This window comes from Arthrobacter sp. UYCu511 (genome assembly GCF_040547105.1).
GTDB classification, from domain to species: Bacteria; Actinomycetota; Actinomycetes; order Actinomycetales; family Micrococcaceae; genus Specibacter; species Specibacter psychrochitiniphilus.
The window spans coordinates 60420-74999 of sequence record NZ_JBEPPB010000014.1; the positions used below are offsets into that span (position 1 = coordinate 60420).

General features: G+C 60.6%; 11 protein-coding genes. 6 read left to right on the top strand and 5 right to left on the bottom strand.

Going from position 1 to position 14580, the window contains the following annotated elements:
• The first annotated feature begins 311 nt into the window (after positions 1-311).
• Entirely contained in the window at positions 312-4829 is a 4518-nt protein-coding gene (locus ABIB48_RS16195) for a discoidin domain-containing protein (protein WP_354213620.1), read from the top strand.
• An 81-nt stretch (positions 4830-4910) separates the two neighbouring features.
• On the opposite strand, the gene ABIB48_RS16200 is transcribed toward ABIB48_RS16195, so the two are convergent.
• Positions 4911-5831, bottom strand: a complete 921-nt coding sequence (locus ABIB48_RS16200; RefSeq protein ID WP_354213621.1) for a 3-methyladenine DNA glycosylase — start codon at positions 5829-5831, stop codon at positions 4911-4913.
• A 4-nt stretch (positions 5832-5835) separates the two neighbouring features.
• Positions 5836-6315 carry a MarR family winged helix-turn-helix transcriptional regulator gene (locus ABIB48_RS16205; RefSeq protein ID WP_354213622.1) on the bottom strand — a complete coding sequence of 160 codons (480 nt, stop codon included), beginning with the start codon at positions 6313-6315 and terminating at the stop codon, positions 5836-5838.
• A 116-nt stretch (positions 6316-6431) separates the two neighbouring features.
• On the opposite strand from ABIB48_RS16205, the gene ABIB48_RS16210 reads away from it, so the two are divergent.
• Positions 6432-6656: a hypothetical protein gene (locus ABIB48_RS16210; RefSeq protein ID WP_315914441.1), complete on the top strand. Its 225-nt coding sequence runs from the start codon at positions 6432-6434 to the stop codon at positions 6654-6656.
• Positions 6657-6754: 98 nt separating this feature from the next.
• Complete coding sequence (locus ABIB48_RS16215) at positions 6755-6985, top strand: hypothetical protein (RefSeq protein WP_306457019.1); 231 nt, start codon at positions 6755-6757, stop codon at positions 6983-6985.
• A 53-nt stretch (positions 6986-7038) separates the two neighbouring features.
• On the opposite strand, the gene ABIB48_RS16220 is transcribed toward ABIB48_RS16215, so the two are convergent.
• A complete protein-coding gene (locus tag ABIB48_RS16220; RefSeq protein WP_110105903.1) occupies positions 7039-8325 on the bottom strand; it encodes an aspartate kinase in 1287 nt (428 codons plus the stop codon).
• A 384-nt stretch (positions 8326-8709) separates the two neighbouring features.
• Between ABIB48_RS16220 and ABIB48_RS16225 the strand changes: the two genes are divergently transcribed.
• On the top strand, positions 8710-9735 hold the full coding sequence (locus ABIB48_RS16225) for an ABC transporter ATP-binding protein (protein ID WP_354213623.1): 1026 nt from the start codon (positions 8710-8712) through the stop codon (positions 9733-9735).
• A complete protein-coding gene (locus ABIB48_RS16230) occupies positions 9732-10952 on the top strand; it encodes an ABC transporter permease (protein ID WP_354213624.1) in 1221 nt (406 codons plus the stop codon). Before ABIB48_RS16225 ends, ABIB48_RS16230 begins: the two co-directional genes overlap by 4 nt.
• Before the next feature lie 104 nt (positions 10953-11056).
• Here the strand turns inward: ABIB48_RS16230 and ilvD are convergent, their stop codons facing one another.
• A complete protein-coding gene (gene ilvD, locus ABIB48_RS16235) occupies positions 11057-12949 on the bottom strand; it encodes a dihydroxy-acid dehydratase (RefSeq protein ID WP_354213625.1) in 1893 nt (630 codons plus the stop codon).
• 78 nt (positions 12950-13027) lie between these two features.
• On the opposite strand from ilvD, the gene ABIB48_RS16240 reads away from it, so the two are divergent.
• Positions 13028-13867: a helix-turn-helix transcriptional regulator gene (locus ABIB48_RS16240; RefSeq protein WP_354213626.1), complete on the top strand. Its 840-nt coding sequence runs from the start codon at positions 13028-13030 to the stop codon at positions 13865-13867.
• Between the two features lie 40 nt (positions 13868-13907).
• Here the strand turns inward: ABIB48_RS16240 and recR are convergent, their stop codons facing one another.
• Positions 13908-14507 (bottom strand): recombination mediator RecR, encoded by a 600-nt coding sequence (gene recR, locus ABIB48_RS16245; RefSeq protein ID WP_110105907.1) that lies wholly within the window; start codon positions 14505-14507, stop codon positions 13908-13910.
• Between the last annotated feature and the right edge of the window lie 73 nt (positions 14508-14580).

The following is a 14580-nucleotide window of genomic DNA, read 5'->3' on the forward strand; positions in this document are numbered from 1 at the left end:
TTGCGGATTCCTTGATAACCGAGAACGTCAGGCCCGCCAGCGCTACAGTGGGCGGCTAGCGAAACGTTGGCGGGTTTCGGGGGCTCTGTTGTTAGCCAGGGCCTCCCTATGTCTTGAGTCGGAATTTAGATCTGCGCTTGAGGACCGCATGTCTCACGCCTCATTTACCCAAGTCATATTTGAGAGCCACTTCACAGAGTGATGCATAACACCGTACGATAGGGCGGACGTCCTATGTCCAGTGGGTTGGGCGCGCAACGTTGAGCGTTTGACCGTTTTTACCGGCCGCTTTGGCCGCTCGAGAGGAATAGATGAAATCTATCAACAGGGTGCCCCGCTTAAAACGCGGAAAAGTAGTGGGCACCGCAGTTCTGCTGGCTGGCGGGCTGCTTGCCGGTATGGTGGCCGGGCCAGCCTTCGCCCAGGATCCTGCTCCTGCCCCGCTGGCAGTGACAAGTAGCTATACAGAACAGATTTTGGCTCAGAACGGCGATAATAAGATTGACCCCTCGCTGGGCCGTTACTACCGCATCCCCGCACTCGTAGATCTTGGCAACGGGATCGTCCTGGCCTCCTATGATGGACGCCCCGACGGTGCTGACGCACCCTCGCCCAACTCCATAGTTCAACGCCGCAGCACCGATGGCGGCAAAACGTGGGGTGCCCCCACCTACATTGCCCGCGGTCAAGAGGCCAAGAACGGCAATCTGCGCTACGGCTTCAGCGATCCCAGCTACATTTTTGACCAAGAGACAGGGGATGTTTTCAACTTCCATGTCTATTCAAAGGACGTTAGTTTCCAGGGCAGCGGCTATGGCAATGACGACGCGGACCGCAATATCATCAGCTCCGCGGTGGCCGTTTCAAAGGACAAGGGTCTGACCTGGTCCACCGATCCGGGCAACATGCCTAACCTCCCGCCGTCGGACTACACGGCCGAGTCAGCCTATGCCGGCCTTGATGGTCCCCTCATCACGGACATCGTGAAGCCTAATGGTGACGCCAACAACGTTGGCGGGATCTCCGGTGTCTTCGCCGCCTCCGGCGAGGGCATCCAGCTCAAGTACGGCCCCAACAAGGGCCGTTTGATCCAGCAGTTCACCGGCAAGGTCAAACAGGCCAACGGCAATGTCCCGTACCAGGCGTACAGTGTCTACTCCGATGACCACGGCAAGACGTGGGAGCGCGGCGCCTTCACCGGCACCGGCATGGATGAGAACAAGTCCGTGGAACTCTCCAACGGTGATGTCATGCTCAACTCACGCGCCAGCTCCGGTGAACGCGCCCGCAAGGTTGCTATTTCCAAGGATGGCGGCCAGAGTTACGGCCCTGTCACGGTGGATACCAACTTGGTTGACCCGGTCAACAACGCCTCCATTACCCGCATGTACCCGCATGCTGCCCAGGGGTCCGCCGAGGCCAAGATGCTCTTGTTCTCCAACGCGAACTCGAGTAACGGCCGCAGCAACGGCACCATCCGTTACTCCTGCGACGACGGCACCACCTGGAGCGCGGGCAAGCAGTTCAAGGCTGGCGCCATGAGCTACTCAACCGCCACGGCCCTCAGCGGTGGCGCCTTCGGCGTCTTCTACGAGGGCGATAACAACACCATGACGTTCGGCAAGTTCGACGCCGCGTGGCTGGAAGTTGACTGCGGGGCAGCCATGAACGCAACACTGTCAGGAGCGGCCGCCACTGGCGCCAACGGTGCCACGGTTCAGGCGACCTTGACGGTTCGCAATAACGCTGAGACTACTTTGTCCGGTGCGACGGCGTCATTCTCGCCTAAGACGGGGTGGACCTTCGGTTCCACGATTGTCCCCGATGTCGCTGCTGGTGCGTCGGTTGACGTGCAGGTACCCGTCACGATCCCCAGCTTCCTCAAGGCCGGAAATAGCACCGTGAGCGCCACATTGAGCCGGGGCGCCTTCAAGGTCACTTCCAACGTGAGTGTAACTGTCACTGGCGGCGCAGCCAGCAACATTGCCGGCCTTGATATCAAGGGGTTGGCCACTGACACCGCACGCGATCTGGCGGCGACCCCCTACACGGTTGGCAGCCTAGTGCCCTACAAGTTCCAGGTTGATAGCCTGAGCAACGTAGCCGTTGAAGCAATCCCCACCTCGGGCAACTTCAACCCACTGTTGCGCGTAGCAGAGGGTGGAACTACAGATACAGGGAACTGCCGTTTCGGAAACCTAGGAGTTGGCAACGGCTACCCTTGCACCACTCCGAAGCATGCCGTCACCGCCGCCGAGCTGGCTAACGGTTTCTTTGTTCCGCTGACCACTTGGGAAGCACGTGCCACAGGCGCGGAAACCAAAAAATACACCATCACCGGTGCCGAAATTGACCTGTTGGTGCGCAAGCCGTCGGTGACGGCTACCATCACAGCTGGTGAGCTCGTGGACGTTGACGAGAGCGGGTTCGCTTCAGTTGGCGACACCGTCACCTACACCTCTGTTGTTACCAATAACGGGAACGTCAACCTCTCGGATATCACGGTTTCAGGGTGGGATAAATTTAGCCTCGCCGCAGGCGAGAGTAAAACAGTCACGTCCCTCTACACCCTGACCGCAGCAGATGTTGCGGCCAATATGGTTGGAGCCAAGGGATTGGCTGTAACGGCAAAGAACGGTCTGAAATCTGCTGCGGCAACGGCTTCTTCAGCCCCCGTCAGGGCCTGTTCAGATGCGTTGTGTGGGGCCCGTGCTCCCATGGCCAACCAGATCCCACAGAATCAGCTCACCATCAAGTCAGTTTCCTCCCAGGAACTGGTCGGTGAGGCAGCGCCCAACGGTCCTGCAAAGGCCCTCATTGACGGCAACATTGATTCTTTCTGGCACACCAAGTGGCAGGACGGGACCGATCCGTTCCCCCACTCTGTGGTTTTTGACCTCGGTGCCAGCTATGACGTCACTGGTTTTGAATACACACAGCGCCAGAATGGGCCCAACGGCAGGATCAAGGACTACGAGATCTTTGTTTCGGACAGCCCCACTGAGTTCGGTACCAAGGTAGCCAGCGGTACATTCACCAGCGTTCTCGAAGGCCAACGCATCACCATAGAAGGCAACAAGTCGGGCCGCTACCTAAAGCTCGTTGCGTTGAACTCGATCGCCAACAATGCTTATGCTGGTGGAGCCGAAGTCAACATTGCCGGCGTGGCCGTCTCAACTGTCCCTGCCGTCATCAGTGCCACCCCCGGCACTGTTGCAGCAGGCAGCGACATCACGGTTTCACTCTCCGGATTCCCCGCAGATAGCGTTGTTGAGCTCACGCTCAACAACGGGCTGTCACTGGGCACCGTCACCACCGATGCCGCAGGCGCTGTTACTAAGACTGTGACCGTTCCTGCAAACACACCCGCTGCCAGCCACGAGCTGAGAGCAACCTCTGGAACCGCCACCGCCACCACGGCACTCGTTGTTACGCTCAAGCCTGTTGTGGGCGCCACCGTCACCGGTGAGCGTGCGGACAAAGACCGTGACCTGGCCACGAGCCCGTACACGGTTGGACAGTCACTGCCGTACAACTTTGTTGTCAAGAGCACCGCGAACGTAACCTCCTCCGTCTACCCGACGGCTGGCGAGTTCACCGGCTTCAACATCACCGGGACGCCGAACTGCCGCTACCGGGACCTCGCCGCAGGGGCAGCTTTCACATGCACCACAGCCAAGCGGGTCATCACGGCCGAAGATGTTGCCAACGGCTTCTTCACTCCTGTCACGAAGTGGGCTGCTGAAGCTACCGGTGCAACGAAGGCTGAATTCACGGCCGACGGCGGCGAAGTGGACGTTCTTATCCGCAAGCCTTCCCTGGCGCTGACCATTGGTGCAAGCGTTCTCGCCACCCAGGACGAAAGCTCCTACGCAAGCGAGGGCGACGTAGTCACCTACGCCGTCACGCTCAAGAATGACGGCAACGTCGCCTTGACGGGTGTTAGCGTGCCGGGTGTTGACGGTATCGCCGCAACGCTGGCAGCCGGTGCGAGCAGCACAGGAACTATCAAGCACACGGTGACGGCCAACGACCTCACGGCAACTGCCATTGATGCCAAGTCCTTCACTGCCACGGCAAGCAACGGTTCAAAGGCCGCGTCAAAGGAGGCAACACGGGAGTCGTTCGCGCTTCCCGCAGCACCCACCACGGATCCGACGACGGCACCGCCCACGATGGATCCCACGACAGATCCGACAACGGCACCGCCCACGACAGATCCGACAACGGCACCGCCGACAACGGCACCGCCCACGACAGATCCGACAACGGCACCGCCGACGACGGCACCGCCCAGCACTGCACCAGGTGCTGATGAAGCCACAGGCGAAGTGAACGTTACGCAAGTGCCCGCGGGCCAGGCTGTGACCATCACCGGTAAGAATTTCAAGCCGGGAACCACTGCTACCTTCACGCTGCATTCTGAGCCTGTAGTGCTCGGCGAGGCAGTTGTTGGCGAGGATGGCACAGTGTCCCTGACAGCCACCATCCCGGCCAGCGTTCCTGCCGGTCAGCACACGGTGGTCATCACGGGCACGGATGCCTCGGGCGCCGATGCTGCTATCAGCATCGAACTCCAGGTGACCGCGGCCGGCGGCACACCGAGCGCAACTGCCACGGCAACCGCGACTGCCACAGCCACCGCAACCACTACGGACGCCGCCACCGCACCTGGCGCCAGCAGCCAGGCCGGTAACGGCAACTCAAACGGCGACCTGGCCAGCACGGGCTTCAGCCTCATGCCGCTGGGTCTCGCCGGAGCAGTACTCGTCCTGCTAGGTGGCATCCTCGCCATGCGCAGGGCCTCAATGAAGGGTGCCCGGCACTAGTCACGGCGCACTAAAGAACTAAGGCGGGTTGCCAGCATCCAGGATGCCGGCAACCCGCCTTAGTTTTTTACTCCAGAGCCCTCAGCGCGTGGCGCCCAGCGCCTCAAGGGCCGCACCCAGCCGCTCGCGCAGCACGGCGGATTCGGCGCTGAACGCGCGCTGGTGCGCTACGTAATCGGCCTTGCCAGAAGCCGTCTCAATCTCGATGGGAGGATATCCCCAGGCAGCGAGGTCGTACGGGGAGGCTTGCATGTCCATGGCCCGGATCCGCCACGACAGTTCAAAGCAGTCCATGACCAGCTCACTTGGCAGCGCGGGCGAGAGCTTGTACGCCCACTTGTAGAGGTCCATGTTCGCGTGCAGGCAGCCGGGCTGTTCCAACTCGCGCTGGTTCTCCCTGGTGGGCCGCAGCTCATTGAGGCCGGACGCTTGAGGAGTATAAAAACGGTACGCGTCAAAGTGCGTGCAGCGGATCTTGTTGTCCTCAACAACCTGGTCGGTTCCCGTGGAGCCGAGCCGGAGTTCAAGGTATTCGTGCCTAACCTGGTTGGCTTCCTGCTGGTAGACCATGGCCCATTCGTGCAGCCCAAAGCAACCGAACTGGGCCGGGCGCAATGCTGTGCGGCCCAGAATGATCCGCGCAAAATCCACGGCTTCCTTGCGCTGGTCCAGAAACTTTCCCAGATCAAGCACCACGCCGGAGCCTTGCCCAGGCGCCCCGCTCGCCTCGAGCTCCTCTGGCGTCGCTTCCCGGTAAAATTTCCAGCCGAGCCGTTCGGCCGCTGCGGTTCCCGTCAGAACCGTGCCCGCACCGGGGTGCCAGCGGGAAAGCTGACCCGGTTTTTGTGTGTAGTACGTGAAAAGGAAGTCCTCAACAGGGTGTTTTGCTCCTGCTGACCGGCGAGCCAGATAGGGCGCGGCATACCGGTCAACACGGTGGCGGTGCGCCAAGGCACTGGCTTGCCAGGCATTCTCGGCAAGGGATAGTGGGGCAGGGATCATGGCCTCAATTATCCGTCATGGCGGCAGGGGCCATCGCGCCGCAGTCCGCGTGAGTGGCGGAATCAATCAGGGCCATCATGGACCTATGCAGATCCATGGCGCCAGCGCGGTCAAGTCCGAGCCGGGCCATCATGGTGCCCGGCACGGAAAGCGCCTTGGTGCGGAGCTCGGATCCAGCCGCAGTGAGGTCCACCGCCAAGGCGCGTTCGTCAGCGCTGTCCTTGGTGCGGGTGAGGTAGCCCAAGATCTCCAGGCGTTTGAGTAGCGGGGAGAGCGTGGCGGACTCCAGCAAGAGGGCGCTGCCAATGTCCTTGACACGGCGCGGCGCCTGCTCCCAGAGTGCCAACATCACAAGATACTGCGGATGTGTCAGGTTCAGCTCGGCCAGCACAGGCTTGTAGGCGGCAATGACACTGCGGGCGGCCACACTCAGGCCAAAGCACAGTTGACGTTCAAGCAGGAGATCATTCTCCACGATACTCACTCAAGTCACCCCTCATTTAGTTAGTGCACTAAGTAACACTGTACTATGGGCCGTATTGTCTTTATTAGCCGGGTTGAGAAGGTGTTTTTCAGCCCCCAGGCCTCGAGGAAAGCCCTATGCCCAAGTTGTCCCCAGTACAGAAGCTGATGCGGTTCACCGGACACCTGCGCTACATTTTAGGCCCCGCCAGCAGCAGCCCATTGGACCATGAGATGACTCCGGAGAATAAGAAGCTCCTTGCGCAACAACAGGCGGCTAGCCAGGCATTTGTTACTGTGACGCGAGCCGATGGCAGCAGCTATCTGGTACCTATTGACCCCAAGGATCAATCCCTGCGCTAAACGTTGGACGCCACATTTACATCCGTGCCTTTGGTGTGCTTCAGGCGTAAACTAAAGAAATCTTGCACGCAAATTTCTCCTGTGGAGAGGGGGTGTTGATGATGACGAGCGGTGACAAGTTCGTGAACAAATTCATGCATGCCACAGAGAAGTTCCAGGTGCTGTTCGGACCTGCTGACCAAGGGGACATGGATTCCCCCGTGGTGCATCGCCACGACGAGTTCGAAGACAGCAGTGATGAGCAACTGACCCACTTTGATGAGCACACGGATTCAAGCGGCCACCATTACGCTGTCCGCAAGGACGAAGAGCCAGCCGAGGAACATTAGCCCCAATAAGAAGCTGACCCACAGAATTCTGCGGGTCAGCTTTTTGGTGGGGACTAGCGGCCCGTGCCACCGTAAACAGTGGCCTCGTCTTCGCTGTCCAAACCAAAGGCCTGGTGCACCGCGCGGACAGCCGTATCCAGCAGGTCCGCACGCGTGACTACGGAGATGCGGATCTCTGAGGTGGAGATCAAATCAATGTTCACGCCGGCGTCGGACAGGGCCTTGAAGAAGCTGTAGGAGACGCCCGGGTTGGAGCGCATGCCTGCGCCGATGAGGGAGAGCTTGCCGATCTTATCGTCATAGATCAGATCCTCGAAGCCAACCTCATCTTGCTGGGCGCGCAAGGCTGCCAGCGCATCTTCGCCTTCGATCATGGGCAAGGTGAAGGAAATATCCGTCTTGCCGGAACCGTGCGTGGAAATATTCTGCACGATCATGTCGATGTTGGTGTGTGCGCCGGCGATGATGCCGAAGATCATGGCAGCCTTGCCGGGGATGTCCGGCACGCCAACAACGGTGACTTTACCTTCGGACCGGTCGTGGGCCACGCCGGAGATGATTGGCTGCTCCAAGGCAACTCCCTCTGAGATTTTGATTTTGTCGTCAGGGCTGGGCAGAACCCAAGTTCCCTCGTTGTCGCTAAAAGATGAGCGCACATGGATGGGCAGGCCAAAACGCCGTGCATATTCCACGCAGCGCAGGTGCAAGATTTTGGCGCCAGAGGCTGCCATTTCCAGCATTTCTTCGCTGGAGATCTTGCTGATCTTCTGGGCGGTGGGAACCACGCGCGGATCGGCCGTGTAGATACCGTCAACGTCGGTGTAGATTTCGCAAACATCAGCGTTCAAGGCCGCGGCGAGTGCAACGGCGGTGGTGTCGGAACCGCCGCGACCCATGGTGGTGATCTCATGCGTTTGGCGGCTCATGCCTTGGAAACCGGCAACAATCGCCACCTTGCCCTTGTCCAGGGCGGTGCGGACGCGGTGCGGGTCCACATCAATGATGCGGGCCTTGCCGTGAATGCCGTCGGTGATCATGCCGGCCTGGCTGCCTGTGAAAGACTGCGCCACACCGCCCTGTGAGCTGATTGCCATGGCCAACAGAGCCATGGAAATTCGCTCTCCAGCGGTCATCAACATATCCAGCTCGCGCGCCGGGGGATGCTCGGAAACCTGCGCGGCCAAATCCAACAGCTCATCGGTGGTGTCACCCATGGCTGAAACGACAACGACTACCTCGTGGCCCGCCGCCTGGGTGCTAACAACCCGACGGGCAACGCGAAGGATGCCCGCGGCGTCGGACACGGAGGAACCACCGTACTTTTGAACAATCAGGCTCATGGGTGCACACTCATTGACTTACCTAACGCGAAACTAGGAGAAGGAAATTTGGCTGCCGCTCGCGCCTTGCCACGCCTTGCGCTAGGCCAGTGCGGCATCATCAGCGCGGAAGGCAGTTGAGGAAAGTTTAGCGCGGAAGGGGTGTCAACGTGGAATTATTGTGTCCACATGGTGGTCCATGACGCCGCCGCTTTACTGCCTTGGCGTCTCTTTTTCTTCCCGTACTCCAGCTTTGCGGGCAAACACGCACAATATCAGTCGGCGGGATGAGGACGGGGTGCACGCCTGCGCCTATGCTGATCCAAAGGCCGCTACCGCGGCATAACCGCGGGAGAGTCCAGCGGCACCGCCCGCGGCGAGACCGCGGCACAGAGGGAGGCCACGATGACCGAGTTCTTGCCACCACCGCCCGCCACGGCTTCACCGCCACAGCCAGCAGCGCAGCCAAGCCCAGAGCAACTTGCGCCAGACGGGATTTTCCCGCCTGAGGGTTTTCGCGGACTCAGCGCCAAAGGGCTCTCCCGCAGCTTCGGTTCCGTGCACGCCGTAGTTGATATGGAGCTTCTTGCTCCGGCTGGGCAGGTAACGGCACTCATTGGGCCTAACGGCGCAGGCAAAACCACGTTGCTGCTCATGCTTGCCTCGCTGCTGGCTCCAGATACCGGGAGTATCAGCGTCATGGGGATTGACCCCGTCAAGGACCCCACCGTGGCTCGGGCCAAAATTGGTTGGATGCCGGACACCTTAGGGGTGTGGGAATCCCTGACTGTGCGCGAAATCCTGACCACCATGGGTCATTTTTATCATCTACCCAAAGCCGGAATTCCGGGCCGTGTGGAGGAACTGCTGACGCTAGTGAGCCTTTCGCCGCTGGCGGATCAGAAGGCGCGCGTGCTTTCCCGCGGGCAGCAGCAGCGGCTCAGTCTGGCCCGGGCCCTGATTCATGATCCGGAGGTGCTGTTGCTGGACGAACCGGCCTCCGGGCTCGATCCGGGATCACGCGTGGCCCTGCGACGTATTCTGCGGAATTTAGCCGCACACGGAAAAGTAGTGGTGGTTTCCTCCCACGTTCTTGCAGAACTCGATGAAATTGCTGACGGTGCCGTGTTCGTCAACCAAGGCCGGACGGTACTGGCACAGACAGTTGCGCAGGCTGCGGACCAGGGCCGTAGCTACTGTATTGCAGCCCTTGACCCCGCTGCGCTCGCGGAAGCGTTGGGAAATTTGGGTGTGGAATTTTCCCACGGCACGGTCCGAGCAGAAAGCGTTCTGGTTACTGTTGGCTCCGAGGTAGGGGCCGCGAAACTATTGCAGGACCTCATGGCTGCGGGCGTGGCTGTGCATGATTTTGGGCCCGCAACAGGGGCCTTGGAAGAGACCTATATGAGCATGGGGGTGGAACAGCCGTGACAACAACAGAAACTACGCCGTCAGCACCGGGCCTAGATACAGTTCCCGGACAGAGCAATAAATTCCGCCGTTATGTGAATGGCATCAGCGCAGTCATGGGCATGGAACTGCGCCAGCGGCTGCGCTCTCGCGGCTGGTACATCATGCTAAGCATCTGGTTTGTCCTCATTGGCCTGGTTGCTGTTCTCACCTGGGTCAGCTGGCAGGCTCAGACGAATAGGACAGATTTTTCCTATGTTCCACCGGACCAACTTGTGGAGGGACCAGGCCCCCTGATCTTTGAAGCAGTGCTGGCTTTTGTGCTGTTCTTTGGCTTGCTAGTGGCGCCAGCGTTTTCCGCCAATGCCATCAGCGGAGACCGCTCCGCGGGCACGCTCGCTATCATGCAGGTGACCTTGCTACGGCCAGGCCAACTGCTGTGGGGAAAGTTCCTGGCATCATGGATCGCTGCGCTGGCATTTCTCGTGGTCAGTGTGCCATTCCTTGTGTTTGGAATTATCCAAGGTGGTCTAGGGGTGGGGTACATCTTTATTGCCCTCCTCATGCTTGCTGCGGAACTGGGGGTGGTCTGTGCCCTGGGTGTGGGTATTTCGGCGCTGGCCAACCGTCCACTCTTCTCCATTGTGGTGACCTACTTGGTGGTGGCGTTGCTGAGCTTTGGCACGCTCATCGCTTTCGGTTTGGGTGCTCTGCTGAGCAACGGAACAGTGTTGGCGAATCAGACCTACTACAAGGCGATCGTCTATGCTCCTGCCCCGAATGGCGAGGTTGAAGGCGAGGATTCACAGTACTATCCGGTGACGCCGAACAAGGCGGATATAACGGATGAGAACAATGAGTATGCCTGTTATGGGCCGCTGGTGGAGAACCAAACAACTAGGACTGAGCGCGTGGCGTGGCTGCTGGCCATGAACCCATTTGTGGTGGTTGCCGATGCCATTCCCTATCCCAGCCACAGTGCGCAGGAGCAGTCGTATTACGGATCCGGAGTGTTCGAATCCATTAGCCAAGGCGCCCGCTACTCTCAGGCGGGGCCTAACGCGACGTACCAGTGTGCGAATGGCAAGATCGCACCGCAGTACCTGGAGCAGGACAAGCCGCTCTGGCCGCTGGGCCTGGGGCTGCAGCTCCTCGTCACGGCCGGAATCCTGGGCCTTGCGTGGCGGGCGCTGCGCACACCAGCTGGAAAACTCGCGAAGGGCACTCGTATTGCCTAATAACACCACCTAAAAACGAGTGCATAGATCATGCCGGCCCCCAGCTTGGGGGACCGGCATTATCTATGCACTCGATGCGAATTTTGGGCTTTTCGCCTGCTGAACTACTGCAGAACGGGAACCTGGGGTGCCTTCATGAGCACCACATCTGCCGGGATCTGGCGGATGGCGCCCTTGTCTGCGCTCGTGGCCATGGAGGCGTAGGCGCGAAGGGCGGGGGAGACCTCGCGCTCGCGGCCCACAGGCTGGTAGCCGGTGGTGGATTCAAGGAGTTCGCGGCGGGCATCAAGCTCCACCGGATCCACCATAAGTTCTAGGGAACGGTTGGGGATGTCGATGCGGATGATGTCCCCATCCCTGACCAGCGCGATGGGTCCGCCGGCCGCAGCCTCGGGGGAGACGTGGCCAATGGAGAGTCCGGAGGTGCCGCCGGAGAAGCGGCCGTCCGTGATCAGCGCACAGACCTTGCCCAGCTTCAGGCCCTTCAAGAATGAGGTGGGGTAGAGCATTTCCTGCATGCCGGGGCCACCGCGCGGGCCTTCGTAGCGGATGACCACCACGTCCCCAGGCTTGACCACCTTGGAGAGAATCTTTTCCACGGCTTCGTCCTGGGATTCGCAGACCACGGCCGGGCCCTCGAACGTCCAGATGGACTCGTCCACACCCGCGGTCTTGACCACGGCGCCGTCGAGCGCAATGTTTCCGCGCAGCACGGCCAAGCCACCGTCCTTGGAGAAGGCGTGCGCAACATCGCGCAGGCAGCCACCGGCGGCGTCGGTGTCCAGCGAGGTCCACTCGGCAGACTGCGAGAACGCCGTGGAGGAGCGCTGGCCACCGGGGGCTGCGGTCCACAGGGCCTTGGCCTCTTCCGTGGGCTTGCCGCCGCGGATGTCCCAGTCGTCCAACCAATCGGTAAGTCCCTCGGAGTGGACTGATTTAACGTTGGTGTGCAGCAGCCCGCCGCGGTTCAGCTCACCGAGCAGGGCGGGGATGCCGCCGGCGCGGTGTACGTCCTCCATGTAGTAGGTCTTATCGCCTGCCACGTTCGGGGCCACCTTGGCCAGGCAGGGTACCTGACGGGATTTGGCGTCAATATCCTCAAGATCGTACTTCAGGCCCGCTTCCTGTGCTGCGGCGAGAAGGTGCAGGATCGTGTTGGTGGAGCCGCCCATGGCAATATCCAGGGCCATGGCGTTATCAAACGCCTCGAAGGAGGCGATGGACCGCGGCAGCACGGAGGCGTCGTCGTCCTCGTAGTAGCGCTTGGCAATGGCGACGGCGGTGGCACCGGCGCGCTCGTAGAGTTCCTTGCGCGCGGTGTGGGTGGCCAGCAGTGAGCCGTTGCCGGGCAGCGAGAGCCCAATGGCTTCGGTCAGGCAGTTCATGGAGTTGGCCGTGAACATGCCTGAGCAGGAGCCGCAGGTGGGGCAGGCGTTCTCTTCAATGAGGTTGATGTCCTCGTCGGAGATGGAGGGGTCCACGGCGTCAGAAATGGCGTTGACCAGATCCAGTGTGCGGATGGAACCGTCGGTCAGGGTGACCCGGCCGGCTTCCATGGGGCCGCCGGAGACAAACACGGTGGGGATGTTCAGGCGCAGTGCGGCCATGAGCATGCCGGGGGTGATCTTGTCACAGTTGGAGATGCACACCAGCACGTCGGCGCAGTGGGCGTTGACCATGTATTCCACGGAATCGGCGATCAGATCGCGTGAGGGCAGCGAGTAGAGCATGCCGCCGTGACCCATCGCGATCCCGTCATCCACGGCGATCGTGTTGAATTCGCGGGCAATAGCACCGGCTGCGTGGATGGCGTCGGAGACAATCCGGCCCACGGGGGCAAGGTGCGTGTGGCCCGGGACAAACTCGGTAAAGGAGTTGGCCACGGCGACGATCGGCTTGCCGATATCGGCTTTGGCAACGCCGGAGGCCATCATGAGGGCGCGGGCGCCGGCCATGTTGCGGCCGTGGGTGACTGTGCGTGAACGTAAAGGAGGCATAAGAGTAGTTAACCAGCATTCCGCCAGTGGGAGGAAGACGGCGCTAATACTAGTAGTGGCAGTGCTAGATTTGTTCAAATGAATGAAGAACGACGCCGTGAGCTGGGCCAGTTTCTCCGCGACCGCCGCACCGGGCTGCTTCGTGCGGAGCACGGATTGGCACCTATTGGCCGCAGCCGGACCATGGGGTTGCGGCGCGAGGAGGTTGCGGCGTTCGCAACCGTCAGTGTCACCTGGTACACCTGGCTGGAACAGGGCCGGGACATCAACGCCTCCCGGCAGGTACTTGACTCCGTTGGCCGGGTGCTGCGGCTCAGCCCGGCAGAACAAGCTTATGTTCTGGCCTTAGGAGGCCATGGTGCCTCGCCGGTGGTTGGGGCGAGTGCCATGGAAGGGGTGCCACCGCATCTACAGGCGTTGTTGGATGCATTGGAGTTCCCCGTTTTTGCCGTTGCCCCGGATTGGGGGATAGCAGGGTGGAACGCGGCCTATCAAGCCCTTTATTCGCGTATTGCCGTGGTGGAAAAGGTTGAACGCAATTTGTTGTGGCTGGTCTTCACAGATCCGCAATTGCGCCAGATGTTGCCCGATTGGGACATCACCTCGCGCAACTTTGTTGCGGAATTCCGTGCCGAGGCAGGTCCACGGCTGGGCTCGGCGCCGCACACGGCGTTGGTGCGTAAATTGGCTGAGGCCAGCACGGAATTTGCCAGTATCTGGGCAGAACGCGTGGTGCTGAACTTCTCCTCGCGGCAGCGGATATTCCTGCAGGCAGAGGTGGGGGAGCTGGTCTTTGAACAGCACCGTCTGGTGCCCTCCGATGTCCCTGATCTGCACTTGGTGATGTACGTGCCCACCGCGGGAACCCGCACGCAGGAGCGCCTGGCGCAACTGCGCGCCAGCGCAACGCAAGGGTAAACAGGGAAGCCGGGCACCCGGCGTCGTGCTTGGTGCGGGTTTAGGTCAGTGCGTTGCGGCGGCCCTCGAAGGCACGGCCCAGAGTGACCTCGTCGGCGTATTCCAAGTCGCCACCCACGGGCAGGCCGGAAGCAAGGCGGGTCACGGCGATCCCGATGGTTTTGAGCATGCGCGAGAGATACGTTGCCGTGGCTTCGCCCTCGAGGTTGGGGTCGGTGGCAATGATAATTTCCTGGATTTGGCTGTCATTGAGGCGGGTGAGCAGTTCACGGATGCGCAACTGGTCCGGGCCAATTCCGGCGATCGGATTGATGGAGCCGCCCAGCACATGATAGCGGCCTCGGAAGGCGCGTGTGCGCTCCACGGCGAGGACATCCTTGGATTCCTCAACCACGCAAATGATGGTGGGATCGCGGCGGTCATCGCGGCAGATGTTACACAGTTCCGCCTCGGTGACGTTGCCGCACACGGTGCAGAACTTCACACGTTCCTTCACGGTGACGATGGCGCGGACCAGCCGTTGCATGTCCTCAGTTTCCGCTTCCAGGATATGGAACGCCAGCCGCTGAGCCGATTTGGGGCCGATGCCTGGCAGGCGCCCCAGCTCATCAATGAGCTCTTGAACTGCTCCTTCGTACACAATGCCTCTTGTCTATTGATCTAAAACTAGTGGTTCAAAAATACGGCGGTGTGCCTGATTATGCTCCGCGGAT